34 protein-coding genes and 1 riboswitch are annotated in these 26,438 nt (G+C 36.8%); of the genes, 24 read left to right on the top strand and 10 right to left on the bottom strand.

Annotated features, from left to right (window positions below; translation table 11 throughout):
* Positions 1-17 precede the first annotated feature (17 nt).
* Positions 18-782 (top strand): hypothetical protein, encoded by a 765-nt coding sequence (locus MKX67_RS01325; protein WP_180317028.1) that lies wholly within the window; start codon positions 18-20, stop codon positions 780-782.
* A gap of 121 nt (positions 783-903) precedes the next feature.
* On the opposite strand, the gene MKX67_RS01330 is transcribed toward MKX67_RS01325, so the two are convergent.
* The gene (locus MKX67_RS01330) at positions 904-1,290 is read right to left on the bottom strand and encodes a hypothetical protein (RefSeq protein ID WP_180317027.1); all 387 of its coding nucleotides are present in this window, start codon (positions 1,288-1,290) and stop codon (positions 904-906) included.
* A gap of 70 nt (positions 1,291-1,360) precedes the next feature.
* Here MKX67_RS01330 and MKX67_RS01335 point away from each other — a divergent pair, with 70 nt between their 5' ends.
* The 3 genes from MKX67_RS01335 (at position 1,361) to MKX67_RS01345 (ending at position 2,672) form a co-directional block, all read left to right on the top strand.
* The gene (locus MKX67_RS01335) at positions 1,361-1,543 is read left to right on the top strand and encodes a CAP domain-containing protein (protein WP_322910243.1); all 183 of its coding nucleotides are present in this window, start codon (positions 1,361-1,363) and stop codon (positions 1,541-1,543) included.
* A 182-nt stretch (positions 1,544-1,725) separates the two neighbouring features.
* Entirely contained in the window at positions 1,726-1,899 is a 174-nt protein-coding gene (locus MKX67_RS01340) for a hypothetical protein (protein ID WP_322910244.1), read from the top strand.
* A 17-nt stretch (positions 1,900-1,916) separates the two neighbouring features.
* Positions 1,917-2,672, top strand: coding sequence for a class I SAM-dependent methyltransferase (locus tag MKX67_RS01345; RefSeq protein ID WP_095371024.1), 756 nt, complete (start codon positions 1,917-1,919; stop codon positions 2,670-2,672).
* 50 nt (positions 2,673-2,722) lie between these two features.
* Here MKX67_RS01345 and MKX67_RS01350 read toward each other — a convergent pair whose 3' ends face one another.
* Positions 2,723-3,436 carry a class I SAM-dependent methyltransferase gene (locus MKX67_RS01350; protein ID WP_322910245.1) on the bottom strand — a complete coding sequence of 238 codons (714 nt, stop codon included), beginning with the start codon at positions 3,434-3,436 and terminating at the stop codon, positions 2,723-2,725.
* Between the two features lie 131 nt (positions 3,437-3,567).
* Here MKX67_RS01350 and MKX67_RS01355 point away from each other — a divergent pair, with 131 nt between their 5' ends.
* The 16 genes from MKX67_RS01355 to MKX67_RS01430 all read left to right on the top strand — a co-directional run bounded on the left by MKX67_RS01355 (position 3,568) and on the right by MKX67_RS01430 (position 14,890).
* On the top strand, positions 3,568-4,044 hold the full coding sequence (locus MKX67_RS01355) for an NUDIX domain-containing protein (RefSeq protein ID WP_322910246.1): 477 nt from the start codon (positions 3,568-3,570) through the stop codon (positions 4,042-4,044).
* Positions 4,037-4,582 (top strand): hypothetical protein, encoded by a 546-nt coding sequence (locus MKX67_RS01360; RefSeq protein WP_307315750.1) that lies wholly within the window; start codon positions 4,037-4,039, stop codon positions 4,580-4,582. The genes MKX67_RS01355 and MKX67_RS01360 overlap by 8 nt, the downstream gene beginning before the upstream one ends.
* Before the next feature lie 16 nt (positions 4,583-4,598).
* Positions 4,599-5,156, top strand: a complete 558-nt coding sequence (locus MKX67_RS01365) for a DUF4256 domain-containing protein (RefSeq protein WP_289432618.1) — start codon at positions 4,599-4,601, stop codon at positions 5,154-5,156.
* Positions 5,157-5,440: 284 nt separating this feature from the next.
* Positions 5,441-5,755, top strand: a complete 315-nt coding sequence (locus MKX67_RS01370; protein ID WP_322910247.1) for an antibiotic biosynthesis monooxygenase — start codon at positions 5,441-5,443, stop codon at positions 5,753-5,755.
* Positions 5,756-5,983: 228 nt separating this feature from the next.
* On the top strand, positions 5,984-6,535 hold the full coding sequence (locus tag MKX67_RS01375) for a hypothetical protein (RefSeq protein ID WP_342488794.1): 552 nt from the start codon (positions 5,984-5,986) through the stop codon (positions 6,533-6,535).
* Between the two features lie 400 nt (positions 6,536-6,935).
* Entirely contained in the window at positions 6,936-7,445 is a 510-nt protein-coding gene (locus tag MKX67_RS01380) for a phosphoribosylanthranilate isomerase (protein WP_322910249.1), read from the top strand.
* Positions 7,432-7,629 carry a hypothetical protein gene (locus MKX67_RS01385; protein WP_322910250.1) on the top strand — a complete coding sequence of 66 codons (198 nt, stop codon included), beginning with the start codon at positions 7,432-7,434 and terminating at the stop codon, positions 7,627-7,629. Before MKX67_RS01380 ends, MKX67_RS01385 begins: the two co-directional genes overlap by 14 nt.
* A gap of 169 nt (positions 7,630-7,798) precedes the next feature.
* Positions 7,799-8,140, top strand: a complete 342-nt coding sequence (locus MKX67_RS01390) for a MerR family DNA-binding protein (RefSeq protein WP_342489248.1) — start codon at positions 7,799-7,801, stop codon at positions 8,138-8,140.
* Positions 8,133-9,638: a long-chain-fatty-acid--CoA ligase gene (locus MKX67_RS01395; protein ID WP_322910251.1), complete on the top strand. Its 1,506-nt coding sequence runs from the start codon at positions 8,133-8,135 to the stop codon at positions 9,636-9,638. Before MKX67_RS01390 ends, MKX67_RS01395 begins: the two co-directional genes overlap by 8 nt.
* Positions 9,635-11,311: an acyl-CoA dehydrogenase family protein gene (locus MKX67_RS01400; protein ID WP_322910252.1), complete on the top strand. Its 1,677-nt coding sequence runs from the start codon at positions 9,635-9,637 to the stop codon at positions 11,309-11,311. Before MKX67_RS01395 ends, MKX67_RS01400 begins: the two co-directional genes overlap by 4 nt.
* A 447-nt stretch (positions 11,312-11,758) precedes the next feature.
* A complete protein-coding gene (locus tag MKX67_RS01405) occupies positions 11,759-11,941 on the top strand; it encodes a hypothetical protein (protein ID WP_095371010.1) in 183 nt (60 codons plus the stop codon).
* Positions 11,942-11,951: 10 nt separating this feature from the next.
* The gene (locus MKX67_RS01410; protein WP_095371009.1) at positions 11,952-12,272 is read left to right on the top strand and encodes a cytochrome C biogenesis protein; all 321 of its coding nucleotides are present in this window, start codon (positions 11,952-11,954) and stop codon (positions 12,270-12,272) included.
* 218 nt (positions 12,273-12,490) lie between these two features.
* Positions 12,491-12,736: a hypothetical protein gene (locus MKX67_RS01415; protein ID WP_095371008.1), complete on the top strand. Its 246-nt coding sequence runs from the start codon at positions 12,491-12,493 to the stop codon at positions 12,734-12,736.
* 133 nt (positions 12,737-12,869) lie between these two features.
* On the top strand, positions 12,870-14,297 hold the full coding sequence (gene aspA / locus MKX67_RS01420; protein WP_095371007.1) for an aspartate ammonia-lyase: 1,428 nt from the start codon (positions 12,870-12,872) through the stop codon (positions 14,295-14,297).
* Between the two features lie 98 nt (positions 14,298-14,395).
* Positions 14,396-14,698 carry a hypothetical protein gene (locus MKX67_RS01425; RefSeq protein ID WP_322910253.1) on the top strand — a complete coding sequence of 101 codons (303 nt, stop codon included), beginning with the start codon at positions 14,396-14,398 and terminating at the stop codon, positions 14,696-14,698.
* 33 nt (positions 14,699-14,731) lie between these two features.
* Positions 14,732-14,890, top strand: coding sequence for a helix-turn-helix transcriptional regulator (locus tag MKX67_RS01430; protein WP_322910254.1), 159 nt, complete (start codon positions 14,732-14,734; stop codon positions 14,888-14,890).
* Between the two features lie 270 nt (positions 14,891-15,160).
* On the opposite strand, the gene MKX67_RS01435 is transcribed toward MKX67_RS01430, so the two are convergent.
* Positions 15,161-16,417, bottom strand: coding sequence for a cytochrome P450 (locus MKX67_RS01435; RefSeq protein ID WP_322910255.1), 1,257 nt, complete (start codon positions 16,415-16,417; stop codon positions 15,161-15,163).
* Positions 16,418-16,598: 181 nt separating this feature from the next.
* On the opposite strand from MKX67_RS01435, the gene MKX67_RS01440 reads away from it, so the two are divergent.
* Positions 16,599-17,132, top strand: coding sequence for a helix-turn-helix transcriptional regulator (locus MKX67_RS01440; RefSeq protein WP_322910256.1), 534 nt, complete (start codon positions 16,599-16,601; stop codon positions 17,130-17,132).
* Between the two features lie 125 nt (positions 17,133-17,257).
* Here the strand turns inward: MKX67_RS01440 and MKX67_RS01445 are convergent, their stop codons facing one another.
* Genes MKX67_RS01445 through sigY form a run of 4 tightly spaced genes read right to left on the bottom strand, consistent with a single transcriptional unit; the run spans position 17,258 to position 18,628 of the window.
* Positions 17,258-17,572 carry a YbjQ family protein gene (locus MKX67_RS01445; RefSeq protein WP_095371002.1) on the bottom strand — a complete coding sequence of 105 codons (315 nt, stop codon included), beginning with the start codon at positions 17,570-17,572 and terminating at the stop codon, positions 17,258-17,260.
* Positions 17,553-17,771 (bottom strand): hypothetical protein, encoded by a 219-nt coding sequence (locus MKX67_RS01450; protein WP_095371001.1) that lies wholly within the window; start codon positions 17,769-17,771, stop codon positions 17,553-17,555. Before MKX67_RS01450 ends, MKX67_RS01445 begins: the two co-directional genes overlap by 20 nt.
* Positions 17,758-18,117 (bottom strand): YxlC family protein, encoded by a 360-nt coding sequence (locus tag MKX67_RS01455; RefSeq protein WP_307315724.1) that lies wholly within the window; start codon positions 18,115-18,117, stop codon positions 17,758-17,760. Before MKX67_RS01455 ends, MKX67_RS01450 begins: the two co-directional genes overlap by 14 nt.
* Positions 18,071-18,628 (bottom strand): RNA polymerase sigma factor SigY, encoded by a 558-nt coding sequence (gene sigY, locus MKX67_RS01460; RefSeq protein WP_322910257.1) that lies wholly within the window; start codon positions 18,626-18,628, stop codon positions 18,071-18,073. The genes MKX67_RS01455 and sigY overlap by 47 nt, the downstream gene beginning before the upstream one ends.
* 556 nt (positions 18,629-19,184) lie before the next feature.
* Between sigY and MKX67_RS01465 the strand changes: the two genes are divergently transcribed.
* A complete protein-coding gene (locus MKX67_RS01465; protein ID WP_322910258.1) occupies positions 19,185-19,580 on the top strand; it encodes a hypothetical protein in 396 nt (131 codons plus the stop codon).
* Between the two features lie 410 nt (positions 19,581-19,990).
* Here the strand turns inward: MKX67_RS01465 and thiT are convergent, their stop codons facing one another.
* Positions 19,991-20,569: an energy-coupled thiamine transporter ThiT gene (gene thiT / locus MKX67_RS01470; RefSeq protein ID WP_095370997.1), complete on the bottom strand. Its 579-nt coding sequence runs from the start codon at positions 20,567-20,569 to the stop codon at positions 19,991-19,993.
* Positions 20,570-20,673: 104 nt separating this feature from the next.
* Positions 20,674-20,778, bottom strand: a riboswitch (TPP riboswitch).
* Between the two features lie 133 nt (positions 20,779-20,911).
* Here thiT and MKX67_RS01475 point away from each other — a divergent pair.
* Both MKX67_RS01475 and MKX67_RS01480 read left to right on the top strand, forming a co-directional pair.
* Positions 20,912-21,151, top strand: a complete 240-nt coding sequence (locus MKX67_RS01475; RefSeq protein ID WP_095370996.1) for a hypothetical protein — start codon at positions 20,912-20,914, stop codon at positions 21,149-21,151.
* A 23-nt stretch (positions 21,152-21,174) separates the two neighbouring features.
* Entirely contained in the window at positions 21,175-22,149 is a 975-nt protein-coding gene (locus MKX67_RS01480; protein ID WP_341098318.1) for a M23 family metallopeptidase, read from the top strand.
* A gap of 899 nt (positions 22,150-23,048) precedes the next feature.
* On the opposite strand, the gene MKX67_RS01485 is transcribed toward MKX67_RS01480, so the two are convergent.
* Together MKX67_RS01485 and MKX67_RS01490 are read right to left on the bottom strand one after the other, a co-directional pair.
* On the bottom strand, positions 23,049-24,020 hold the full coding sequence (locus MKX67_RS01485) for a phosphotransferase (RefSeq protein WP_095370994.1): 972 nt from the start codon (positions 24,018-24,020) through the stop codon (positions 23,049-23,051).
* Between the two features lie 344 nt (positions 24,021-24,364).
* Positions 24,365-26,419 carry a UvrD-helicase domain-containing protein gene (locus tag MKX67_RS01490; protein WP_322910260.1) on the bottom strand — a complete coding sequence of 685 codons (2,055 nt, stop codon included), beginning with the start codon at positions 26,417-26,419 and terminating at the stop codon, positions 24,365-24,367.
* Positions 26,420-26,438 lie beyond the last annotated feature (19 nt).

Below are 26,438 nucleotides of genomic sequence, written 5' to 3' on the forward strand. Positions count from 1 at the left end.
GATGGATGTGAATGATAATGAGAGCAAGCGAAAGTATTCAGTGTGTTTGGGATCAATTTAACACGTTCCCAATGGAAAATCTAACGAAAATATGGCATTACCAAAAGGGAAGTGAGAGAAAGCAAAGAGAACTATCCTTAATGAAGGAACATAGAGATCAATATGGCCTGGCGGGTAATTGTTTTGATTTAGCCATTTGGTTGTTGGATGCTTTTCGACAAGCAAAGATTCAAGCATTTCCAATCGGTCATAATCTAGGGACAGTAAATGCCCATGTAGCAGTAATTGCACTGGACGATAATGGTGGCCGCTACTTATGTGATTTGGGAGATCAATGGTTAAATCCGGTGTTAATAGATAAGAAACGAGAAAATTTTACAAGTGAGAAACTAGGCGGTTTTTTCCCAGGTGCTAAAATACAATTGATACCGAATGAATTTATGGTCGAGGTGCGCTATCATAGACCTAATGGGAAAGAGTCAAGACAAATATATGATACACGCCCGATTGATTGTGATGTTTTTCTCCAAGCAGCTGAACATTCACAAAATCTCCTTAAGCCCACTCCCTTACTCGAATGTAGAGTTCCTTATCAAACAGAAGTAGCGCACTGGGAATTTACGAATTGGATCAGCTTTTTGAGCACGAATCATGGACTAATGAAAGAAAGTCCATTAGTTGGTATCGATGAGTGGGTAATGAAAATTCATGAAAAAACGGGTTATAATAAAGAAATTCTGTTGGAGATGTTAAAGCTATATCACGCTTTTCAAAATAAATAATACGACTTGAGCCTTGGTTGTCGTGCTTTGGTTCAAATACACGCCTGTAAATAGGTTTTTTATCATCCCTCTCCTTTCGATCTTTATAAAATTAGGTTATTTTGGATTGTAGTAATTTTTATTAGTCCGTATTTTGAAATGGAAGGCGCGGTTTTTCCTCTTCATAGATGGAATAACTTAAACCTCCTTTTTCCATACTTGAACATTGCTTATCGCTGCAGTAAAATAGGTACGTTTGTTGCTCAGTTCTAACGCTGACTTCCATATAATACGGGAAGACGCCACCTTTAAACTTGTTAATATCTGATTCGATGGCAATGATTTTTTCTCTTTCTCTTAAAGCTAAGTAATCCTCACTTTCAACCGTTTTTAGTATCATTTCACTTAAAATAATAGCTTCTTCTCTTGTTGCGGCAGACCATTGTTCTAATAAGAACCATTTGCAGAAGTAATATATGTTCAGCAGTAGACTAATAGTTAATAAGAAAACTAACAGCTTGTTTTTCAATCAAGACACCTTCTTGTTTTTTAGTGTAATTTTACACTATTTATAATTTATTTACAATCGTATAATTGAAATGTTAACGGCAAATGGGGTTACCTATCTTACTGCTGGTGAAAATATTGCTAAAGGCTATACATCACCTAAAGCGGTTGTCCAAGGCTGGATGAACTCTGAAGGTCATAGAGCAAATATATTAAACGGTAATTTTACAGAAATCGGCATAAGGTTATGGAAAGTAATGATTATAATTGGGTGAAGATGTTTATAGGGAAATAAAGACTAAGAAGGCTGAACCTAACGCGGGGGGTTCAGCCTCCTTATAATATTTAAACGACATCAGTACTCGTTGTTTAATTTTCTAAATATTAAGTAATGTATTATAATTTGTTAAAATGGCTAAGTGAGATTGACATTTATTTATCGAATGAGAAGTTACATATGCTACAAGAGTTACATTTAAGAAAGATGTATTTGAGTGACGCCATTTATGTAATTGATGAGGATGAATACATTGGAGAGAGTACGCGAAAGGAAATACAATATGCAAAGAGTAAAGGTAAAGACATTCATTATTATTCATCTAGTAAAAATAAGTTAGACATGCTCCTTTAGGAAGGATGTGAGAGTCATTGTTAAGTTATTATAGTAAACTTTCTTCTGAAGTATATGATTTAGATAAATACATAGGTTCAACATTTGGAGACATTGCCTTTTACCGAGATAGATTAGCTACTTGTAAAGGCAGGATTCTTGAACCTGGAGTGGGTACGGGGAGGACGCTTATTCCCCTTTTGGAAGCTGGTTTTACAGTTGAAGGGTTTGATGTATCAGATGAGATGCTCCGTATATGTCGGCGTCATTGTGCAGAAAGAGGGCTTGAGACCAATGTATTTAGCGGGAAAATGGAGTCGTTTAGTTTACCAGCAAAATATGAAGCGATAATTATTCCAACAGGTACTTTTCTGTTGCTGCATGAGCGAGAGGACTCTATAAAGGCATTAAAGAATTTCCACCACCATCTCTCGCCAGGTGGAAAGTTGATCGTAGATATTTTTTTACAACCGGACGTTACTCTAAATCAAGCATCGACTAAGACATGGAGAACAGAAAATGGCGATATAATTACGCTGGAGAAAAAGGTGATTGAAGTCGATTATATAAAACAGTACACGGTTTCTCACCATCGTTATGAAAAGTGGAGAGATGGGCAGCTGATACAAACAGAATTGGAACATTTTCCCCTACGTTGGTACGGAGTCGAAGAGTTTAGGAACATTCTTGAGACAACAGGTTTCCACAGCATCATTATTTCAGCCGATTATGAACAAGGGCTATATCCTACTAATGCTCATCAATCGATTACATTTGAGGCAGTAGCGAAATAGAGCAAGCATGCTAAAAAAAGCCAGTGACCACACCACTGACTTTACTCACTTTATTTCTTACAGTGAAAAACAAAACTAACGGAATCATCATTCGCTTGTTTATCTTGATAATCTCCGTAACATGATTTGATTGTAAACCCGGCTCTTGTTAAAGAGCCTTCAATATCTTTGAGCGTGCGAAACCTTATTTGATGCTTTCTCCTAGTGAAGAGTTCACCGTTGTCACAATACTGAACGGTCTCATAGAAGGTGAAAACATCATCTTCCATTCCTTCATAGGAAGAAATAATGGTAAGTTTCTCTCCAGTATAGGGATGATTTGTATAGTCAGGTGTCTCATCCTCCATCCAGTTCTCCCATTCTTTTGCATGAAGGTTGCGGCAATCAAAAATAAGGGAGCCATTAGGTTGTAAAGCCTGATGGATATCAGAAAGCGTTTCTGACCAGCTTTCATCCGTTAAAAATACTTGGGCAACATTTGCTGTCATGATGACAGCATCGTATGTGTTTGCCTGCAAGAGTCGACTATCGCCTACGAGCCATTGGACATTTGTTAACCCTTTACCTTTAGCGACGTCGATCGCCTCATTATCGGGATCAATTGCTGTAATTTCATATCCCTTCGTATCTAAGTAACTCGTTAATCTCCCTGTACCACATCCTAAATCTGCTAAATGATGAGTCTGTAAATTGTTAATGATAGATAATAAAAATTTATCTCCCGGTCCCATTTTGTACATTTGGTCATATATCAAAGGTATCATCTTAGTGTCCAGTCTCCTTTGGAAGTAAATAAAGGTTTACAATTGTATATTTCAATTTCGACACTAGTAAAAGCAAACCCTTTAAAGGAAATGGCTTTATCTAATCGAATAAATGAGTGAGGTGTTTTTCTATGGCGAATCTCCCCATTTACTGTAATGGCATAGCCGTAGTTTTATTAAAAAAGTATGAGAATGATACGTTGGTCCTGCTTATGAAAAGGAATACAGAGCCTTTTCATGGCGAATGGTGCTATGTCGGTGGTGCTATTGAAGAGGATGAGAAGGCGTGGGAAGCAGCATTAAGAGAAGTGAGAGAAGAAACGGGCCTAACGGATATTCGTTTATATGTCAGCAATACATTTGAGCAGTACTATCATCCAAAAAGTGATTTTATCTATATGGCGCCGGTTTTTGTGGGCTTTGTTGGCGAAGAAGAGCAGGTGAAATTGAACGAAGAGCATAGCGATTATGCCTGGTTCACATTCAAGGAGGCACTTCAGCAAATAACTGTGCCTGGCAATGACTGCGTGCTTTCTTTTATTGAGAAGCATTTTGTAAAAGTAAAACCGTATACACAATTGGAGGTCAGGTGGTGGCTAGATGAATAAGGAATTCTATATCATGACTGAAGCCTGTCCTGCGTTGAATTTTTTTATCTATATTCAAAACATATATGGTAATCAGACGAAAAAGAGTGAGCACAGATTTCCATATATGATTAGAGAGTATGTTTTTAGTCAAAACTTTGAAGATAGCTATAAAGAGAAGTGGGCAGAAACGGTTCAGCTTGTGGCGGAGAATCGATTTAATGGAGAAAAATTATTTTATAATCATAAAAACTTCTTTTTTGAAGGCTTGTTTATGGACCATACAAGCTTTAATGAAGTTTATCAATCTTTTAAAGTATGGTGGCAGAGTCTAACGGGGGAACTGGCCGTCACAAGGACAGTAGATGAAGAGATAAGTAATATCTATCGTGATTTACCTGAGTCTTCCCCAAGGAAAACCTTGTTTGTGCAGGTTATATATGATGATTGCTTCCTAGGGGACTTGATGAGTCAACCATATTTTTGTATTGTAACGATGGAGCAATGCTTACATGGAAAAGAAAAACTACTACAATTCGTACGAAAAAGTATGAGATAAAGGAAGGTTAAAAAGAATGACTAAAAAGTTATCAGCAGAAAACCAAGAAGAGTTATTATCCATTTTAAAATTGCGTTTTGAGAAGAATTTGGAAAGACATGAAGGTATTGAATGGGAGAACGTGCAAGAAAAACTAGTTGCACAGCCGGACAAGCTGTGGTCCCTTCATGAAATGGAGAGAACAGAAGGTGAACCTGATGTGGTGGGCTATGATGAATCCACAGGCGAGTACCTCTTTTTCGATTGTTCAAAAGAAAGTCCAAAGGGGCGCCGCAGTGTTTGTTATGACAGAGAGGCACTTGAGGCAAGAAAAAAACATAAGCCAGAAACGAGCGCGATGGATTTAGCAAATGAGATGGGCATTACAATTCTTACTGAAGAACAGTATGAATCATTGCAGCAGCTAGGAAATTTTGACCTTAAAACATCTAGCTGGATACAGACCCCAGAGAATATTAGAAACCTCGGAGGTGCATTATTTTGTGACCGCCGCTATGATCATGTATTTGTCTACCATAACGGCGCCGATTCATACTACGGGGCTAGAGGTTTCCGTGGTGAATTAAGGGTTTGATTTTGTTAATGATTAATCGTTCGAGAAAAGCTGATATGACTCCAAACCCACGTTTGAAAAATGGCATCTACTCTGTTCTCTAGTTCTTCGGTTGACATCTGTTTATGTAGAGATAGTTCTTCAAGCGAAAAGATTCTATTTATACAAGAGTGAGCGAAGAAGACATCAAGAATTTTCTTGCTGATGGCAACTCGGTGTCTGTTGAAACGAAATATAAACTAGCTGTGCCTGTACTATTTTTACATTATATTTGTAAATAATATCTCATTTATTGGAGGTCAATCATGCAGGAGCTACCATCAACATATTATGCTGTGATCTTTACTTCCAAAAGGACAATTGGCGATAACGGGTATGAAAAAATGGCATTGGCCATGGAGGAGTTAGCGCAAAAGGAAGAAGGTTTCCTCGGGATCGAAAGTGCCAGAGACTCACAATTAGGAATTACAGTTTCATATTGGGCAACATTTGAGGATATTAAAAGGTGGAAAGACCATACGGCTCATAAAGTCGCACAGGAAAAAGGAAAATCGGACTGGTATGAGAACTATCAGGTGCGTATTTGCAAGGTGGAAGAGAGTTATGGTTTTGAACGATGAAGTCTACTTTAGAAGTAGGCTTTTTTATTTAGAATTGAAACTATTTACCATTTTTTTCGTATGTAAACGAAGGGGTGTTTGTTTGGTTAAGTTAAATTTACTATTTGTTTTGCTATCGTTCATTTTGTTTGTACGCTTTATGCTGTTTAATGCATTTAACCTGTGGCATTGGGCTGCGATATTTTATTCCCAACAACCGCGCTTATTATTTATTTAGTAAGTAAACGTATGGCTGGAAAAGAAGATAACTATCAACCTCCTGATAAAGACGGGTGGTCGTTTTATCATCTGCAACGAACATTGATGAATAAAAAGCCGCTTTTTAAGGGTGAGGAAAAACGCGGTTTCATTCAGCAATATTTCACGCAGAGATGGCAATATGTTGTGAGTGATATCTTTGATTTACGCTGGTATTTATCTTTGCGCATATATATAGAAGAGGATTCCTTTGATGTACGTTGGAAAAGAAGTCGGGGGATTTCTCAACAGGAGCAATGGCTGATTTACAAAAATGGTATCGTAATTGGCAAAGCTAACACAGTAATGAATGTGAAAAATATGTCCAAGCTGAAGGAAGTGATTTTTTTTGAAATAGAAGAGGAAACCTGGGCCACAAATGCATTGACGGTTACTTCATCGATCTCGCTAATGAGAGATAACAAGAAAGAAGGCTTACTGCGGCGTAATCATTTGATAAGTAATGTACAATCGATAAATGTAACCGATGATCGATCAGAGTATATCATGTCTCTCATCCTTCACTCTTATTATTTTAAGTAAGATGCTATGAGGCAAACTCGGAACTAATCGAGAGTCCCATCAAGAAATGAGTCATGGAAAAGGTGAACTTGTGCAAATAGCACAGTTCATCAAGATAAAAGCCACCTAAAAAGAGGAATCAAAGCAAATAGAGAGAGTCATCAATATATAAGCCAGGTTAAAGGTGAAATTAAAGCAAATAGCACAGTTCATTAAGATAAAAGCCATGTAAAAAGAGAAATCAAAGCAAATAGAGAGAGTCATCAAGATAAAAGCCAGGTTAGAGAAAATCAATGCTAATAGTAATAGCAAAGTATGAACAATACGGGCAAAGAAATCGCGGCAAAATATGAGCATGCATTGTACATCATCTAGCAATCTTAAAATATCGGCTAAAAGAAAGTAACGAGGAGGGCCACATGTGAACAATCCTAAATTCAAAGAGTTTTTAAGAATAACAGAAGCGCTGAATCAAGTGAATATCATTCCTTTGTTAATGGGTTCGGTGGGGCTTGAGCTTTTGACAGGAGTGGATTGGCAAGCAAGAGATTTAGATATTCATGTGCCAGGTGATGACAGAGGGTGGGCAGTACCTCCGGATCAGAATGTTTTTGAGTGGCCAAAGATTGTTGATGTGATGGTATCGCTGGGATATCAATTAGTCGATTTGCATGAACATGAATTTATGAAAGAGGGTTTGTCGGTTGAGTTTGGAATTATTGATACGTTACCTAGCTTTGCTGGAATTCCCTTAGCAGAATTAATGCTAGAACAAGTTGAAAATAGTAAGTACTATTTATTAAATCACGAGCAATATTTAAAGGTTTATCAAGCTTCTTCTAAAGATAGTTATCGTGCTGATCAAAATAATGATAAAGATAGGGAGAAAATAACTTATTTACATAAGGGGGGAAATCATGCTAAAGAATAGCCTTTCTTTTGCGGTGATCTTCTTTTTAACGGGAACGATATGGCAATTAATAAGTAGTCAGCCCATTTCTTGGTTTGAGAATATAATGGTAAGTTTGTTGGTGTTTCTTGGGTATCTATTTTTTGAATGGACCAACATTCCTTTTGATTGGAATAAAAAAAAGCATAAGAACAGAGAAGAATGATATCTAAGACAGATATCATTCTTTTTTGTTTAAATATAAGAATTTTGATAATATACAAAAAACATTTGAAGTTAACGTTAACGTCAATTGTATACTAAGAAAAAGGAGGTGCTGATGACTGAAGACAATACGTGAAGTAGCTGCAAAATTTGATGTTTCTACAAGGACGATTCGCTATTATGAAGAGCTAGGGTTAATTAGCTCGAATCGTTCTGAAGGCAATCATCGTTTGTATACAAAAAAAGAGTGTGCCAAGTTAAAGTTGATTTTTCGTGGAAAGCGGTATGGTTTTTCATTGGAAGAAATTAAAGAAATGGTGTTGCTATTTGATTATGACAGAACGGGTATGGCCCAGTTAGAACGTACGATTACTTATGGTAATCAGCGGATCCAGCAAATTGATCAAGCCATTGAAGAACTGTTGGAAATGAAAGAAGAGTTGCTGTCTTTGAAGAAGAGCTTTAGTGAAAGGCTCGAAAAACTAGTAGAAGAGAGGGATCGTCATGAATAGTTCGCAATTAGTCGCAAGAAATGCCAGGAAGTATCCTCAAGCACAGGCAGTAATCGGTTTTGAAGGAAGTCTTACTTTTCAAGAGTTAAACGATAAAGTAAATGCGCTTTCAAACGGTTTATTGGAAAGAGGAATTGATAAAGGAGACAATGTCTGTTTGTTTATGCCTAATACATTTGAATTTATCATTACCTATTTTGCTGTGCAAAGAGTGGGTGCTGTTGTTATACCGATAAATGCCAAGTTCACATTAGATGAGGTGCAGTACATTGTCGATCATTGTGAAGCGAAAGCTATTTTCGCACATGAGATTATTTTTTCAGCAGTTGAGAGTATTGAAAAAGTACCATTGAAGATTAAAACGGGAGAGCATGCGCAGAATTGGGAAAGCTTTGAGCAGTTATTGGCCCTTTCTCCTGGAAAAGAAGTTGAGTGTAATCTAACGGAAGATGACTACAGTACCATTCTTTATACATCTGGAACGACAGGTGATCCTAAGGGTGTTCTTTTTAGCTATCGCAATATTTTAACAGTGGCGCAAATGATTGCTGTTGAAATGGAAGTAAAACCAGATAGTAAAATGCTTTTAATGATGCCTTTAACGCATTCAGCCCCTCTACATTTATTCCTCATGTCAGCAACCGTTGTCGGGGCAGCAGTTGTCATTACTCCTACCTTTACGCCAGACCTTCTTTTGAAAGCGGTTGCAACACACCGCACAACACACTTTTTTGGTGCACCGGTCGCTTATTTACTGACCGCACAACACCCAGAATTAAAAAACTACGACCTATCATCGATGAAATGGTGGGTTTACGGAGGGGCGCCGCTTGCCAAGAAACAAATTGATCTTATTGCTGAAAGATTTCACACGGATCGACTAACAAGTGTATATGGCTTAACGGAAGCAGGACCAAGTGGCGCCATCATGTTACCTGAAGAGCATGGGGAAAAGACGGGTAGCATTGGTATGCGAGCACCCCTTCATACGGAGTTAAGAATTGTTGATGAACACGGTCAAGTGATCCCGGTAGGTGAAGTTGGAGAAATTGTCTTGCGTGGAGAAGGCAACATGGTTGGTTACTACAAAAATAAGGCATTAACAAAAGAAACATTTATCGGTGACTGGTTAAAGACTGGGGATTTAGCAAGACGGGATGAAGAAGGCTATATTTGGATAGTCGATCGTAAAAAGGATGTTATTATCTCAGGTGGTGTAAATATTTATCCGAAAGAAATCGAGGACGTTATGATGAAGTATCCCACTATTCAAGAGGTTGCGATTATCGGTCTCCCACACCGTGAATGGGGAGAAACAGTAACAGCCATCTTCTCAGCAACAGAAGATGTAAATAGTGAGGAGCTCAATCGATTCCTTGTTGACCATTTAGCAAAATATAAAATCCCACGTTCCTACCATCAAGTTGACATGTTGCCAAGAAATGCGTCAGGGAAAATATTAAAAAGAGTGTTAAAAGAAGGGGTGGAGCAAGTATGAAAGTATTAAAGGAACCGGAAAAGAAGAGCGGCTATGCAACTAATTTTTTCAAAGAAGACGAGACGTTACTTCATATTTTAAAAGAAAAGCTTCCTCCTGCGTTTTTTGATTACGCAGTTGAAAAATTAACAGCGTACGGCGCGCAATGTGCTGGTCCGATTGATGAACGTGCTAAATACACTGATCGAGAAGGACAACCAGTGCTAAAACAGTATGACCGCTATGGTGAAGAAGTTTCTGAAGTGTGGGTGAATAGCGGCTACAAACAAACAGTAAAAGAATCATACGGTACGGGTATGGTGGGCTATGTGCATAAGGAAATCCCTGAGCTTGGTAGAAAAGGCAACTATATTTACAGTTATGCGCAAGGGTATCTCCTTTCTCAAACAGAGCCAGGATTTTATTGTCCAGTTACTTTATCAATGGCGACCGCCTATCTATTGGATCATTATGGAAATGAAGAAATAAAGAAACGCTTCTTACCGCATGTGTGTGCAACAAATGCTGATGAGGAATTATACGAGGGAGCGACTTTTTTAACTGAACGGCAAGGCGGGTCAGATGTAGGTGCAAATGTCGTGAGAGCAGTAAAAGAAGAGGGACAATACCGGTTGTATGGTGAGAAATACTTTGCTTCCAATGCTGGCCAATGTGGTGTAGCAATGGTGTTAGCAAGAAAGGAAGGCGCCAAAGAAGGAACGCGGGGCTTAACATTGTTCGCTGTTCCGTGGAAACAAGACAATGGCGAGCTAAACCATCTTCGCATTAGAAGATTAAAAGATAAATTGGGTGTGCGTGCTGTCCCATCTGGAGAAGTAGAATTTGATGGTAGTGTTGCCTATGTAGTCGGCGATGAATCAAAAGGTTTTTACTATATGATGGAAGCATTAAACCTTTCTCGGATATGTAATGCTGTCGCATCAAGCGGCATCATGAAGCGAGCGTATGAGGAAGCAAAGCAGTATGCCATGGCAAGGGAAGCGTTCGGTCAAAAGTTGATTGATTTGCCAATGATTCAACAAACACTTTCTCAACTTAAGGCAAAGCTTGAGGTAGAGGTCGCCGCAATTTTTGATTTAGTAGAACTATACGACAAGGTTGTAGCGGGTGAGGCAAGCGATTCGGAGGTTATTCTACACCGTCTCTATATTGCCCTTTTGAAAAAAGAATCAGCAGAAAATGCGATTCATTTTGCCCATGAAGCAATAGAGTTGCATGGAGGGAACGGTTATATAGAGGATTTTATCACCCCAAGGCTTTTACGAGATGCCCAAGTGCTAACGGTATGGGAGGGCACGGCGAACATACTCGGTCAGGAATTAATCCGTCTCGTTAATAAATTCTCTGCCGACGAACTATTTATCAATCAAACGTTTGATCGAATTGCTTTACTAGCTAAAGGTGAACAGACCGCACTCGTTGAAGTAAAGTTTGCTGAAGTGAAACAACAGCTGCAACAATTCGCTAAAGCTGAGCCCCTCGTGCAGCAACTTCAAGCGAAACCATTAATGGAAAAAATGGCTCATCTTTATGAAAGTGTCATCGCATTAGAATATGCGCAGAAATTTAAGGGTAAATATGAAGCGATTGCCGAACTCTACTTAAAGCAAACTTGGGGGAATGCTGATGGAGAAGAAACAAGGGTTTTGGAGTTAAGTAAGATCGTTATATAATCAGTTGCATCCCTAGAGTGCTAGGGGTGTTTTTTTATTTGGGTGGGGGGATGAGATCTGAATCAGGTAGGGTTGTATATCGAGGGAGGGGATTAAAGGGTTAAATAATTCGCCAGTAAGTTTGCTCAAAAGAGAATGTCCACTCAAATGGGTGGAAGGAGGGCAAGAAGTGTTGGGAAATGGGGAATAAGAACACAAGAGTAATGAAAACTACAAGGATGTGTTGTTAAATCAAAAATGCGAACATAGCAAGGCGGATAATACCAAGCCACCAGCGAAAAATTAAAATAACAGCTTGATTTAACAAAAACCTTAATGCAACTCATGCTAATGCCCTAACCCTGAATCAGACTTAAAACTAATTTTTACTTTTTGAAACTAAATGTCTCACAAAATCGTATAGAATAGTAGAGAAGAGTCTAAAAAAAATCCTGGGGGGGATGAAAGATGTCTACAGGAATGCTATCAATTATTGCAATCGCATCTATCGTTATTTGGCTTGCGGTATCGAATGAAGTTTTAAAAACGGAGAATAGTCGCTCGAAGTTGATTACTTTGATGACTGCTGGCACTTTAACAACAGTGATATTGACGATTTCACTTTTTCAAAGCGTGTCATTTAAATGGTAGGTGAAACTTCATGATATTTGAATTTGTAAAAGTCGAAGTATTAATACCAGGCGAATATATTGTGAGATTAAGAGATGAATTGAATGCAATAGGAACATTAACAGTGGGGAATTATGATCAGGTTATATCCTACTCAGAGGTAAAAGGTTACTATAGACCTTTAGAAGACGCTAATCCTTACTTAGGTCAAATTGGGAACATCTCGTTTGGGACAGAATGTAAGATGGAATTTCGTTGCCTATATAGCCGGATGGAAGAAGTGAAAACAATCATCAAACGCATTCACCCATATGAAGAGCCAGTGATCTATTTTCATCCGGTGTTCGTTTAATATAGAAGGGATTTAAACAAGGCCTGATTATAACCAACCTAGGTCTATTGATGATGGCTAGGTTGGTGAAGTTTTTACCTTGTTCATTCGAATCCACAAATTGTATCGAAAACCTCTTAGAATGAACCTCTCTCATCATTTAATCCATTTTTCCGTATATAAAGACTTATTGTGTAATATGATGAACTATAAGCTTACTTTTGAAAAGAGGCGTGCATTTGTCAAAAGTTCATCTCTCTCTTATTTTAGGAATACTTTCTATCATCACACCGTATATTGGACTTGTTATAGGTATCTTTGGAAGCATCTATGCATCAAAGTTATTGTGCAATATTAATGGACCTAAAGAAAGAAAGTTAATTTCTGCTGGAAAAGTATGCAGTGTGATTGGCATTTTCCTTCATACTATTCTGCTCATTTTATTAAGTTTTTCTCTTATTATTTTTTTCTTAACCAGTGTGTAAGCAGAAAAAATCTTTGTGGCTCCCCGCCTTTATAAAAGAATTAGACTGTGCTATTATTTAGGAGGTATATCGTCTTAAAGCAAGATGATATATCTATAGTTAAATGATGAAAATAGGCGAGGCGAAAATAAAAATGTCAAATGATAAAGTAAGGATTGAAAACGATTTCTTAGGTTCGAAAGAAGTGCCAATAGATGCATATTATGGTGTTCAAACCTTACGTGCAGTTGAAAACTTTCCAATTACCGGATATCGCATTCATGAAGAGCTGATCATCGCAATTGCTATGGTTAAAAAGGCAGCCGCGTTAGCAAATATGGACACAAAAAGATTATATGAGGGGCTTGGCAATGTTATTGTACAGGCTGCTGATGAAATTATTGAAGGTAAATGGCATGATCACTTTATTGTTGACCCGATTCAAGGTGGCGCTGGGACATCCATTAATATGAATGCCAATGAAGTGATTGCCAATCGTGCGCTAGAGTTACTAGGGAAGAATAAAGGAGACTATGCACTTCACTTAAGTCCGAATAGTCATGTCAACATGTCACAATCAACAAATGATGCTTTCCCAACAGCGATTCATATTGCTACATTGAATGCATTGGAAAAACTGACACAAACGATGGAGCATATGCTTGCGGCATTTAAGGAGAAAGCAAAGCAGTTTGATCATGTGATTAAAATGGGTAGAACACATCTGCAAGATGCGGTTCCGATTCGTCTTGGACAAGAGTTTGAAGCATACAGTCGTGTAGTCACAAGAGATATTAAACGGATCCAGCAATCTCGTCAGCATTTATATGAAATCAATATGGGGGCAACGGCTGTAGGAACGGGACTAAATGCAGACCCTATTTATATTGAAAGTGTTGTTAAACATATGGCTGAGATTACGGGCTTACCACTTGTTGGCGCCGATCATCTTGTCGATGCGACTCAAAATACAGATGCTTATACAGAAGTTTCTGCAGCGTTAAAAGTCTGTATGATGAATATGTCTAAGATTGCTAATGACATTCGTTTAATGGCATCAGGCCCACGCGCTGGTCTAGGCGAAATTTCATTGCCTGCGCGTCAACCAGGTTCTTCTATCATGCCAGGTAAAGTGAATCCTGTTATGCCTGAAATGATTAACCAAGTGGCATTCCAAGTCATCGGTAATGACCATACCATTTGCCTTGCATCCGAGGCAGGACAGCTAGAATTAAACGTAATGGAGCCGGTACTTGTTTTTAACTTATTACAATCAATCAGTATTATGAACAACGCTTTCCGTGCTTTTACAGATTACTGTTTATCAGGCATTGAAGCGAATGAAACACGTTTGAAAGAATATGTAGAAAACAGTGCAGGGATCATTACAGCAGTGAATCCACATATCGGATACGAAGTCGCAGCACGCATCGCGAGAGAAGCAATCATCAATGGCAAATCCGTTCGTGAACTGTGCTTAAAATACGATGTGCTTACTGAAGAAGAATTGGATCTTATCTTGAACCCATACGAAATGACGAACCCAGGTATCGCGGGTGTGTCTTTGTTAAATAGAGATTAATTTAAATGCTTAGAGTTGATAATGGCTCTAAGCATTTTTGTGTTGTTTTAGTAAAAAAATGTATAAAGTATTTTACATTTTTTGAAGGAGGAATCATTTTGAACGGGATTGTTATTATCTTTTTTTCACTGCTAGTTTTAAGTTTAATACTCATTTTTTTGACAATCAATACGTTACCTCAACTCGGTGATGAAAGGAAAAAATTAATTAAAATGAAAGCACAATCTTATTCCTTTGCAGTAGTTATAGCCGTGTTAGTTTTTGAAATGGGGAAGAAGGTTTATTCAGCTTTTTGGGGAAGCAACACTTATGAAGGAATCTCACCATTCTCCTTTCTACTAAGTATTTGCATTATCTACTTGATTACTTTACTTTTTTATAAGAGAAAATACGGTAATTAAGATGAAAAACCGATACGTGAGTTTAGGAAGTCAATGAAACTATCGCAGGAGGATGTAGCGAAACGTTGCAAAGTAACGAGGCAAACGATTAATGCTATTGAAAATAATAAATATGATCCAACACTGCAGTTGGCGTTTAATTTAGCTGCAATATTGAATACAACTGTGGATGAATTGTTTATCAATGAGTAGTAGGAAATGAGAGAATACACTAGTAAAATTTCTATGGGAATTATTAAATTTTATTTAATTCTATCTATATTATTCATTTTCACCTCAACTTTCATTAAATACAATGAAGAGATTGAAGATAATAGGTGTAACTAACAATGGTACGAAGTCTTAGTGATAATTAGAGTTTAGGTATACTAGATTGGGATTGAATGTGGAAGTCACTGTGGAAGAGCATCACAGTGACTTTCGTAAAAACATTATCTAGATAATAATTATAGGATTTGTTGGTTAGAAAGTGACGGGTAATGAATCGATACTTTGTGAAGAAAGGTTAAATTGCCATTCCACTTTTTCTTTAGGGATTTTTAAAGATAAGTTAGGCATACGTCTTAATAGGGAATTAAAAGCAATTTCTCCTTCCAAACGTGCGAGTGGTGACCCTAGACACATATGCATACCATGACCGAAAGCTAGATGTTGATTTATTTTTCTTGTAATATCTAAATCTTCAGAATCAGTAAAAATTTTTTCATCTCTATTCGCGGCTTTTACCATGACCAAAACCATATCGCCCTTTTTGATTTTATTACCAGATATCTCAACGTCTTCTTTTGCAAAGCGTGGTCCTACAGCAGTTGAAGGGCCGTTATATCTTAAAAGTTCCTCTATAGCAGATGGTATTAATCGAAGATCCTTTTTGAGTAACTCAAGTTGCTTAGGATTTTCAAATAACATCATACTACCTGTAGCTATTAAATTTGAGGTAGTTTCATGTCCTGCGAAAATTAATAAAGTAATCATGGAAATTAATTCTGATTCATCGAGGCGATCTCCTTCAGCCTCGATAGCAATTAACTGACTAATTAAGTCATCAGAGGGGTTCATTCGTTTTCTTTCAACTAATTGTTTCGTATATTCTCCGAATTCTTGAAGGTTTTTTGCAACAGTAGCATCTTGCTTTCCCCATCCAAGCCCCGTAGCAATTGCAGAAGACCAATCTTTTAGTTTTTCACGATCTTCATAAGGAACGCCTAACATCTCAGATATTACATTAATAGGTAATGGATAGGCGTAGTCTTTTACGAGATCCATTTCACCTTTAGAGTGAACATTATCTAGTAACTCATCTGCAATTTCTTGTACTCGAGGTCTCAAACCCTCCATGTATCGAGGAGTAAAAGCTTTTGATACCAACATACGTAATCGCCTATGATCTAATCCATCTAAAAAGAGCATTGATTTACCAGTAAAGAAGGTATCGGGAGCTGACGATTTTTCTTTACTATTAATTTTATCTCTAAAATTCTCTTTTTCTTCAATGGATGTTGGGTCTACTGTAAATTGCTTAGCGTTTTTAAGAATTTGAACAGCTTCTTCCATATGGACAACTATCCAAGTTTGATTATCTGTATCGCCAATAGGGTTAGATATTGGAATAATTGGCCCTATATCACGTGTCTTGGAAAATACGAAAAATGGATTCTCTTCACTTTTGCCACTTAATACACCTAGAACCTCGCTGGAAATATCTGATTTGTTCAGCATCTTAACTTCCTTCCGGTAATTAATTTTATACTCAAATTTGAGTATATTAATAAGCTTACTAAATATCTTTATTAATAGTAAATAAGAGTAAAGTACCTATTGGTGATAGGTCTTAAGTGGGGGAATAATTGCATTTTTCAATGTGTTATTATAAACGTATATGAGTATAAGGAGAAACAACATGTCTATTCAAATTTTTATTTTAAGTAAACTAATGAATGAAGATAATTATCCATACAACATAAAGAAATTGTTATCTGAACCCGTACCGTTAGATAAAATGCGGGCGATTACAGAAAGCAAATTATATTATCATTTCGATTCCTTAGCCAAGCAAGGCTTAATTGAGATTGTAAAAGTGATTAAAGAAGTGCATCGACCAGATAAACAAGTTTATCGTATAACCGAAAAAGGACGTTTGGAACTTCCGAAAAAAATATATAAAGTCTTTGAAGATGCTGATACTATAAATGATATGATCTTAGGCATCGCGAATCTAAATTATGTTAATCCGGACAAGGTGATAGAGATAATAGAAAAAAAGATTATCGAAGCAAGAGAGTTACAAGAGACTAGGGCTCGTTTGGAAATATTGATAAATAATGATAAAGATCACCGCTATAATCGTTTCTTAAGTAATTATTTCTATGAAAGTATACAAAGCAATATCTATTGGTTAGAAAAACTACTGAGCGACTTAAAAAAGGATAATTAGCCCATATTGACAATATTAAAGGCTAGTTCTTGATAATAAAGAGATCTTGTTCTGCATAGGTTTAAGGTACTCAACAAAAAAGCTGTCGAGAAATCGACAGCCAACAAATATATATAACCCCTTGTTTACTCCACATACACCGCCGTACCATAAGCCAATATTTCACTGGCGTTTGCCATTATAGCTGACGTTTCTAAACGTACACCGATAATCGCATTTGCCCCTTTTTCTTTGGCATGCTCTACCATTCGACCGATTGCTTTCTGGCGAGATTCCGTCATCATATCTGTATATTCCGAGACTTCTCCACCGACAATCGTACGTAATCCGGCAACGATATCTTTTCCAATATGTTTCGATTGGACTGAATTTCCCCTAACAAAACCTTTTAACTCTTTTATTTCTTTACCTGGTATTGTTTCAGTAGTCACGATAATCATTTAATTCATCCTCCTCTTTTCTACGAACGTTTCTTACGATGAAATAGAATATTAGTGGTACCGGTGCTTGAATTAAGGCGATAATACCCCAGAACCAATGATTCATTCCATTTTTCTTTGCATTAGTAAATAAAAAGATACTTTGTGATAATAAAATAATTGCTACTAAGAATAGTAAAAAGAAATCAATATTCGTCATGTCGCACCTTCTCTCTATGTTTTTGGATTTGCAGAAAGGTATAACAGATGACAAGAAGGACTGTAAGACCTTGTAATGTGATAAAGACAACTGGTATTTGGGTTAATGTTGTAAAAAATAAAACAAGAATAAGTGTTGCTATTCCGCTGAATAAGAGTAATTCTCTTCGCCATTTTTTGCTAGCTTCATCCTTTTCTGCGATGACCATTTTTTCAAACCAATCTTCACTAGGAGTAGAGATGGGGTTATTTTCCTCAAACTGTGCAAAAGAACGTTTCATTTCTTTTGAAAAATCTTCTTCATCCTTGTTTGATAGGATTTTCCATTGTTCCTGGGCCTTTCTCATCTTCACCCATCTCCTTTCGAATGGTTTTAATTCCGCGGTGAACTCTAGATTTTACTGTTCCTTCAGCAATTCCAAGCATTTTGCCAATCTCATCATACGCATAGCCATAATAATGTTTTAAAATAATCGGCACTCTTAATTCATCTTCTAATTCACCGAGAGAAGCTAATAAGAAATCCCAATCTTCATTTCGTGACTGTGCCTGCCATTTTAATTTCCGCATATGTTGTGCTTTAAAGGCATCAGCTCGCTTCTGGCGCCTTTTTTGATCGATATATAATTTTGTACCAATGGATATGAGCCAAGTGGAGAATTTCGATTTCACCTGAAATTGATTTAGTTTTTCAATCGCTTTTGTCATTGTCTCTTGTGCCAAATCCTCAGCTTCTTCTCGATTAAGGGTGAGCTTCATTAAATAATGAACGAGAAGGGGATAACTCTCCTTAAATAAGTGAGCTAACGCCTGGTTATCGCCTTTTTTCGCTGCTTTAATCCATTTTTTCTCTTCCAAACCTTGCCCCCCTTTTCTTTGGATTTACTATTATGACGATTAGTGTTCTCCTTTCGTTCACGAAAAATAAAATTTTTTGAATGGAGATAGAGATTATATCTTGTTATTGCATAGAAGTTATGCGAGTGGATAAATATGTAAATGATTAGAATGTTCAATTATATCCTTATTTTCAATGACATGGACCCTCTGGTGGCATGACTACAGAGGAAAGAGCCAGCAGTATCTAGGCGTGTGTGCTATACAATCTCCATATAAACTTGGGCGGTGGTATCTTTTAAATATGTGTCAGCTTCATCCAATCAATACGGTAATTCTTAAATGAGCGTTTATAGTTAAGACTGAACGCAAAAGATGTTTACGCGCAAAAGAGAAAAGAGGAAGTCAGAGAACTGCGCGTAAATCGTGTATACGCGCAAAAGAGAAAAGAGGAAGTCAGAGAACTGCGCGCAAATCGTGTATACGCGCAAAAGAGAGAAGAGGAAGTCAGGGAACTGCGCGCAAATCGTGTTTATGCGCAAAAGAGAGAAGAGGAAGTCAGGGAACTGCGCGCAAATTGTGTATACGCGCAAAAGAGAGAAGGGGGAAGTCAGGGAACTGCGCGCAAATTGTGTATACGCGCAAAAGAGAGAAGAGGAAGTCAGGGAACTGCGCGCAAATTGTGTTTACGCGCAAAAGAGAGCAGGGGAAGTCAGGGAACTGCGCGCAAATTGTGTTTATGCGCAAAAGAGAGAAGAGGAAGTCAGGGAACTGCGCGCAAATTGTGTTTACGCGCAAAAGAGAGAAGGGGGAAGTCAGAGAACTGCGCGCAAATCGTGTATACGCGCAAAAGAGAAAAGAGGAAGTCAGAGAACTGCGCGCAAATTGTGTTTACGCGCAAAAGAGAGCAGGGAAAGTCGGAGAACTGCGCGCAAATCGTGTATACGCGCAAAAGAGAGCAGAGGAAGGTTGAGAACTGCGCACGATTGTGTTTACGTACAAAAATCATAAGAAAGAAAACAGATGATGTTGGTTTAAACTACCGTAGATAATAGTTGTTGCAAATTCATAAATAATCAAGAGTGTTCATCGTTAGATTGACATTGACGGAAGAAAAGTGCTGCTAAAAAAAGTAAGGATAAAGATGTGTCTACTCCCCCTCTCAGAAATCCAAAAAGAAAACTGCCGGTCTCAAGGAGAAAATAGAAGAGAAGATGTTGGTTTGTCTAGCTGCTTTTGGCGCTTTCATTTTGCATGGTTATCTTATGGATATCACGCCGATGTACATGTCACCCTGATTCCACAGTTCATTCATCGTGCGAAAATCCCCCAAAACGTTGACTTGAAAAAAAGGCCCTGAGTTCCCCCAGAGCCTTTAGATGATTAATATGCTTTTTTCAGAAGGACCTTATTGGCTGTTGTGTAAAGCATGACAACTACTAAGGCACATACGATAAAGGTAGGTAGCATATATGTTCCGTTATATACGAGTGAGTAAAGTGCGACAGGTTGATCTGCCGGAGCATAGGCACCAAATAGGATAATGCCTGATAAATAATGGCATAAGAAGCGTAAGAAACTTCCTAAGAAAACGCCACTAATAACATACATGTTTGCTTTGGCAAATTGGCCGTCTTGATAATTTTGCACAACTTTATTCATATAGATGCCTGCGAGTCCGACAACAGCAAAGGCTACGAAATAGTCAATGATCCAAGAGGCGAAATGAAAAGGAACAGCTCCTGTTAAGATTTGAAGTCCTCCTAATAGTAAGCCCGTTAAGACGCCGCCTTTAACACCCCAACGAAAGGCCATTAAGAAAACCGGTACCATAGCAAGTGAGATGGACCCACCTTGTGGCCAAAATCTCCCCATCAGTAAGCCTGATAAGAAATCAAGTAATAATGCCAAAGCTGCAAATATAGCAATTTCCACCATAAAAAGTGTTTTATTTTGTTTCATGTTTTTCCTCCTTCTCCGAAAAGAGAAGCGAACGAGTAAACCTGTATTACTTTTTTGTCATGAAAAAAAGCAATACATAGGCGGTGATGGATGCCTAGTATTGCTCATATCCAAAACCACGATCCCTACGCTAGCATTATCTAACAGGTTCTTAGGGTCAGAACGAACTCGCTCACTCTCAGCCATATTAGGCTCCCCTTGTGGAAGTATTAAATTTATCCTCGGTTAGAATATACTATGACTTTCATCAGAATTCAAGAATCTTTTTTTGGTAGTAAAAAAACAGATTATTTGTGAAACTTATTCCCTAGATAGTCGTAGAATAATCAAGGAGTGATTGATATGAAGAAGGTTTTTGAAGTAAACCATCATGGAAATCATATATTAATCGAAAATTATTGGATTAACGGAGAAAAGTTGTATGTAAATGGTGAATTACAGGATGAAAATTTAGGTCTAGCATTAAGAGGGGATTTGAAAGGTAAGTTAGAAGATTCAAGTGAAATTAAAGTAACTATTGGCGGTTTCTTTACTATTAATTGCAAAATATTTCTTGAGAATCGTTTAATTTTTTCATCTTAATAAAACTTACGGGGGTAGAGGGTATGGTAGGGTCAATAGATCCTGATAGGTTTATAGATCATTGGTTAAGAGAAGATTTTAAAACAATTTATGAAGCAACTTCAAAAGTGTTTCAAGGAATGGTTTCATTATCGGCATTTATTGAGATGAGCGCAGCTTTTAATAAAGGTGTGCGTAGTTATCATCTTACGTCACGGACGGATGTCATAGGCATTGGTCAGTTCGTATGGGTAGATAACTCAAAAGCAAAAGCAGTTGTGGTTGGATTCGATGATAAATATACAATTGTCAGTCTCTATTTGAAACCCTACTTTGTCTTTCCAGAAACAGATAAGATTTATACAAAGAATGAATACATTATGCCAGTGATGGATGATTGGTTTGTTTTCTGGGGTGGCACAAATGAATTTATTAATTACCATTACGTATATGAACATCAAAGGTACGCGTATGATCTATTAAAGGTGAAGGATGGCTCTACATATAATGGTAGACCTGAAAAAAATGAGAGTTATTACGCATTTGCAGAGGAAGTTATCGCCCCTCAAAATGGCAAAGTAATAAAAGTGGTTGATGGTCTCGATGATAATATTCCAGGGCAGATGGATGAAGAACACCCCCCAGGCAACTATATTGTGATAGAGCATGCGCATAAGGAATATAGTATGATTGCTCATTTTAAAAAAGACAGTATCATTGTCCAAGAAGGAGAAGAAGTTCTTCAAAAACAATTACTTGGCAAATGTGGGAACTCGGGTAACTCTTCTGAAGCGCATATCCATTTTCAAATCATGGATTCAGAAGATCTTCATAAAGGAAAATCAGTTCGCATTCGTTTTAAAAATGGTGTAGAACCGATTCAAGGAGAAATCGTAACAAATCATTTAACAAAATACCTTAATCGATTCGAAGAGAAGTTCGACAAGGTTGAAAATACGATGACAATAGCAGACTATGTTTTTGCCGTTCCCAGAGCAATTATTCAGCTTTTTAAATAGAGAAATACAGTTAAATGGAGGTCGCTTGTGCCGGCCTCCTTGCCCACAATTCAATCAAACATTTATTTAAATCGCAAAAAAAGTGGTTTGATAATAATCGTTGCTCTTTTCGTAAGACTCAGTGCGGTTTTTTAACGTATCAACTAATAACTGGATACTGTGATTCAAGTTCGTTCCTTTGATCAACACATAAGAGAAGGAATGTTCTTCTTAAAGCCTTCCAGCTTCTACAGGCCGTATGTCAACTCCTCTTTTATAGTTACCTCGGAAAATAAGGAGCGTCTAAGCTACTTTTTACACTCCTCTTTATTCCTTGTGTAGAGCTGATGAACGTCGATTTGACGCTAATTTGATGTAATTCAATCAAGTGCCTTTTTCGTGACCTACTCTTGGTCATATAAGTCCTCTATCGAATGAAAATGCCTTTCCATATGTGGGTGAACAGAAGGTCAATAAGCAATCTTCTGCAAAGGGGTTCTGGACAAACTCTTTCGCATTGGTTTGCCTTTCCACAAGCCAATATCTACTGCTATGGTGCCTGCCACTATCAATTACTTATTCGCTATTCCCAATTGTAACATGATAAGATAATTGCTCATGAGTGGCTCGTAATTGTGCGATAACACTTAGCAAAATAGCTTTACCAATCGTAAAGCTAGCTCCGATTCGTATGAACCCTGGGGCAACTTGTTTTTTTATGCTAATTATAGAATCGATCTTTCGACACCTCAAAACTGAATAAGTGTTAAACAGAAGGAGAATAAGCTCTAGGTAATGATGATTCTAAATTTAGTCATATGAAACTAAATAAACGTGTGCCGATTGAATATCGACACACGTTCAATGTTCAGCTTTTTATGTTGTCTACGTGACAGGGACAAGACAAAAGATTACGTTTTTTAAACTAACTTCATGGCTAAAGAATCAACATTCTTATTTAGCCATGCTAACTGCTTTGTTGTCAGCCTAGCAATTTTTAAATATTCTTTTGGTAACTTTCCATATGGTTCGTAAAAATTACTGACAGCTAGCTGAAAGAAATACAGATACGGCATATGGAACAAATCGTACTTAGTCAAGGTAAACCACTTTGAATAGTTATCTATATAACGTTTAAGAGCATTAGATTCAATTTTTCCACTCTTAGCAACAGGGTCCGCATAAGCGAAAGACATCATTACTTCCCAACATGCAGGTAAATGACAGGCGTCTGTCCAATCAATTGTATATAATTTTGTTTCCTTACATATGATTTGAGAAGTATAATAATCTCCATGTGAATTAGTACATGTAAACTTAGAATAATCAAACGTATAGTTATTAATTGTATCTAGATACTCTAATCGGTTAATAATATCTTTCATAGTTGTCGTATCGTTTGACTGTTGTGCTTTTTTAAAAGTCTTGAGGTAGGATTTTTTTGCCTTAATAATTTGACCGTTAGTAAATAATTCTTTATTAATCATTCCTGTTTTTAATTTGGGGGTTTGAGATAATACATGTTGAATTTTTCCTAAATTTTGAGCGGATACATCCTTAAACCAGTCAGTTCCATTATTTAAGTCATAAATTTCCCCATCTATATATTCTTGTAAGTGGTATTTTTCCCCGTTTATGGAGAATGAATAAGTTCCTTGATTAGATTTAATAACTTGTGCTACAGGAATTTCGTTTTCGTAAAGGTACTTAACCAATTTGCCTTCTATTTCGGTATCTTGAATATAGGAAGGAATACGTTTTAGAACGTAACTTCCTTTAGATGTATTTAAATAATAGGTTGCAGATATATTATGATCGGTAAGTTGTGTCATGTGAGTAATTTTTAAATCGAACTGTTCGTTCAGTATATCTTTCATTATATAAAAGTTCATTAATTACACTCTCCTCGATGAATTATTTTTGAGAAAAGCTATGAACCAGACTTAAACATAAGTTATTCAAACAAAAATCCTCCTTCATTAATCTGATTAATATTCTATAAAGCATATAGAGTAATATCAAGTAAAACAAAACGGTAATAACTAAGTTATTTCCTCTAGATAGTTTCTTTACACATAGTTATAGTTTTTATATTAGTCTGCTCTGGTTGGTTGATAGTTACTTTATTTCTTTAAATAAAGGGAATTCTTCTAGTTATGTTGCTAAAGGGGTAGAATAGTGACAATTGATTGATAAAAAGAGAAGACCCCAATCTTTTATAGAATGGGGTCGATTTTTACTCGTTTTTAATTAAAGGAGTTAATTCGCTTTTTTTGTGCAGTAAAGTCAACGTATGCATCGCTCTAGTTGCTGCGATATATAATAAGCCTTTGTCAAATTTAGATTTATATACATCAGCATTTGCAAAAGGAATGAGTACCTCATCAAATTCCAATCCTTTAGCTAATTGGATTGTTGTTACGGTTATCCCTTGCTCAAATGTTTCACTGGTATCACTTAGTTTATTAAGTGTAAAAAACTGTTTTAGTTCATCATAAATTTGATTTACTTGTGCTTCACTTTTACAGATGATACCTAAACGATTAAACGAGTTATTTTGGAACTGGATGATTAATCTTTGTAATTGATCAATCAAAGAATGCTGGTTTGTATACGATATAATTTCTGGTTTTTCTCCATGGCGATCAATTGCTTCGATGGAGTAATCCGGCATAAACTGCTTCGCAAAAGCGATAATTTCATAAGAGGATCGATAACTTTTTTTCAGTTCTACAAATTCCATTCTATCAAATATGTTACTGAAGGATTGATCGGAATTTAAACTAAAAGGATTCAACATTTGACCAAAATCACCTAAGATTGTTTTCTTGCACCTAAATATTTTATTGATTACAGCGTAATGAACGGGACTGTAATCTTGCATTTCATCAATAACTAAATGCTTAACTAAGTTAAACGACTCGATGCCCTCAAAATAGTAGATACAATATATATATGGAAAGACATCTTGATATTCTAGTCTTTCTTTATTCCAATTTAGTGCATCAGCATTATTTATCACATTAAAGAAATGTATATAAATAGATTGGGCATCACTAAATTTTAAATAGCTGCTAAGTCTTTTTTTTAAGTCTATTTTGGAAGGGATGTTTTTAATTTCTGCTGCTTTACTCTTCTTTAAAATGTCCAAGACATCATTAGATAACTCATCCAACCGTTGTTTTACTGGGAGGTTATTATAACTATGGAATCTTGATAAAAGGTATTCCTTTGTTATGATCGTATCACCAAAATGCATATTTTCATCCGGTTGGAAGATGTTTGAATCAATATTCTTTATATAATTGCTCAATTGCTTAAAAAAAGCTAATGAGGATTTTAGTTTTACTCGAAGCGTATAGTTAGAATGAGGTTCCTCTATGATTCTTTTGGTTTGTTCGTATAAAGATTCAGCTTTTATATTATTTGGAAGAAGAGCTGTGGCAATATCATCAAATGTCTGTTCACGAACTGGGTCTTCACCCAGTTCAGGCAAAACATTTGCTATAAAATCAGCAAATATTTTATTCGGTGATATGATTGTGATCTGATCAGACGATAGCTTTTCTTTGTGCTTGTAAAGCAAGTAGGCAATGCGATGCAGAGCAATGGCTGATTTTCCTGAACCAGCAACTCCTTGAATGACGAGAGTATGAGCAGATTCATTTCGTACAATCTTATTTTGTTCTTTCTGTATGGTTGATATAATTGTTTTCATTCGATCATCAGACGTTGTACTCAATTCTCTTTGAAGGACATCATCTTGGATAGTCATAGAGCTCTCTAATGCATACTGCAATTGCTGATCCTTAATTTTATACTGTCTTTTTCGGCTGATTTCCCCATGTATCATACCAACCTGTGCTTCATAAGCAGCTTGCCCAAGTTCGTATTCATAATACATACTCGATATCGGTGCTCGCCAATCGTAAATTAATATATCGTTATCTCGATCAGCTAGGTTGAACTTTCCAATATAAAATTCTTCTACCTCATCGCCATCCTCAAATTTAAAATCGATACGACCAAAATAAGGTGATTCTAAAAGCTTTTTTACTTTATTTAATTGACTATAGTAAAAGTCAATTGTTTTATCAATATTAGTCATAGACCGATAATTTTGGTACATCTCCATCGGATCAGCAGTAAACTCGGATAAATAATGCTTTAAATCATGATAATCTGCATCGTCTTTTTTAATTTTATGATTGATGTAATCTTTTTCTTCTTCCAAATGACTAATCATTTCTTTTAATCGTATACTTTCTTCCTGGAATATATCAGATGTCATTATAGCACTCCTTTCTTAT

The sequence above is a fragment of the Cytobacillus sp. FSL W7-1323 genome (genome assembly GCF_038595015.1).
GTDB classification, from domain to species: domain Bacteria; phylum Bacillota; class Bacilli; order Bacillales; family Cytobacillaceae; genus Cytobacillus; species Cytobacillus kochii.

What these genes read in the sequence shown, in the direction of transcription:
- MKX67_RS01485 (WP_095370994.1), bottom strand. Translation starts at nt 24,020, where the DNA reads ATGAACTTTTATATAATGAAAGATATACTGAACGAACAGTTCGATTTA.
- MKX67_RS01480 (WP_341098318.1), top strand. Translation starts at nt 21,175, where the DNA reads ATGGTAGGGTCAATAGATCCTGATAGGTTTATAGATCATTGGTTAAGA.
- MKX67_RS01475 (WP_095370996.1), top strand. Translation starts at nt 20,912, where the DNA reads ATGAAGAAGGTTTTTGAAGTAAACCATCATGGAAATCATATATTAATC.
- thiT (WP_095370997.1), bottom strand. Translation starts at nt 20,569, where the DNA reads ATGAAACAAAATAAAACACTTTTTATGGTGGAAATTGCTATATTTGCA.
- MKX67_RS01360 (WP_307315750.1), top strand. Translation starts at nt 4,037, where the DNA reads ATGAATAAGGAATTCTATATCATGACTGAAGCCTGTCCTGCGTTGAAT.
- MKX67_RS01395 (WP_322910251.1), top strand. Translation starts at nt 8,133, where the DNA reads ATGAATAGTTCGCAATTAGTCGCAAGAAATGCCAGGAAGTATCCTCAA.
- aspA (WP_095371007.1), top strand. Translation starts at nt 12,870, where the DNA reads ATGTCAAATGATAAAGTAAGGATTGAAAACGATTTCTTAGGTTCGAAA.
- MKX67_RS01445 (WP_095371002.1), bottom strand. Translation starts at nt 17,572, where the DNA reads ATGATTATCGTGACTACTGAAACAATACCAGGTAAAGAAATAAAAGAG.
- MKX67_RS01450 (WP_095371001.1), bottom strand. Translation starts at nt 17,771, where the DNA reads ATGACGAATATTGATTTCTTTTTACTATTCTTAGTAGCAATTATTTTA.
- MKX67_RS01370 (WP_322910247.1), top strand. Translation starts at nt 5,441, where the DNA reads ATGCAGGAGCTACCATCAACATATTATGCTGTGATCTTTACTTCCAAA.
- MKX67_RS01335 (WP_322910243.1), top strand. Translation starts at nt 1,361, where the DNA reads ATGTTAACGGCAAATGGGGTTACCTATCTTACTGCTGGTGAAAATATT.
- MKX67_RS01365 (WP_289432618.1), top strand. Translation starts at nt 4,599, where the DNA reads ATGACTAAAAAGTTATCAGCAGAAAACCAAGAAGAGTTATTATCCATT.
- MKX67_RS01355 (WP_322910246.1), top strand. Translation starts at nt 3,568, where the DNA reads ATGGCGAATCTCCCCATTTACTGTAATGGCATAGCCGTAGTTTTATTA.
- MKX67_RS01455 (WP_307315724.1), bottom strand. Translation starts at nt 18,117, where the DNA reads ATGAGAAAGGCCCAGGAACAATGGAAAATCCTATCAAACAAGGATGAA.
- MKX67_RS01400 (WP_322910252.1), top strand. Translation starts at nt 9,635, where the DNA reads ATGAAAGTATTAAAGGAACCGGAAAAGAAGAGCGGCTATGCAACTAAT.
- MKX67_RS01430 (WP_322910254.1), top strand. Translation starts at nt 14,732, where the DNA reads ATGAAACTATCGCAGGAGGATGTAGCGAAACGTTGCAAAGTAACGAGG.
- MKX67_RS01340 (WP_322910244.1), top strand. Translation starts at nt 1,726, where the DNA reads ATGCTACAAGAGTTACATTTAAGAAAGATGTATTTGAGTGACGCCATT.
- MKX67_RS01435 (WP_322910255.1), bottom strand. Translation starts at nt 16,417, where the DNA reads ATGCTGAACAAATCAGATATTTCCAGCGAGGTTCTAGGTGTATTAAGT.
- MKX67_RS01440 (WP_322910256.1), top strand. Translation starts at nt 16,599, where the DNA reads ATGTCTATTCAAATTTTTATTTTAAGTAAACTAATGAATGAAGATAAT.
- MKX67_RS01325 (WP_180317028.1), top strand. Translation starts at nt 18, where the DNA reads ATGAGAGCAAGCGAAAGTATTCAGTGTGTTTGGGATCAATTTAACACG.
- MKX67_RS01350 (WP_322910245.1), bottom strand. Translation starts at nt 3,436, where the DNA reads ATGATACCTTTGATATATGACCAAATGTACAAAATGGGACCGGGAGAT.
- MKX67_RS01375 (WP_342488794.1), top strand. Translation starts at nt 5,984, where the DNA reads ATGGCTGGAAAAGAAGATAACTATCAACCTCCTGATAAAGACGGGTGG.
- MKX67_RS01410 (WP_095371009.1), top strand. Translation starts at nt 11,952, where the DNA reads ATGATATTTGAATTTGTAAAAGTCGAAGTATTAATACCAGGCGAATAT.
- MKX67_RS01490 (WP_322910260.1), bottom strand. Translation starts at nt 26,419, where the DNA reads ATGACATCTGATATATTCCAGGAAGAAAGTATACGATTAAAAGAAATG.
- MKX67_RS01405 (WP_095371010.1), top strand. Translation starts at nt 11,759, where the DNA reads ATGTCTACAGGAATGCTATCAATTATTGCAATCGCATCTATCGTTATT.
- MKX67_RS01385 (WP_322910250.1), top strand. Translation starts at nt 7,432, where the DNA reads ATGCTAAAGAATAGCCTTTCTTTTGCGGTGATCTTCTTTTTAACGGGA.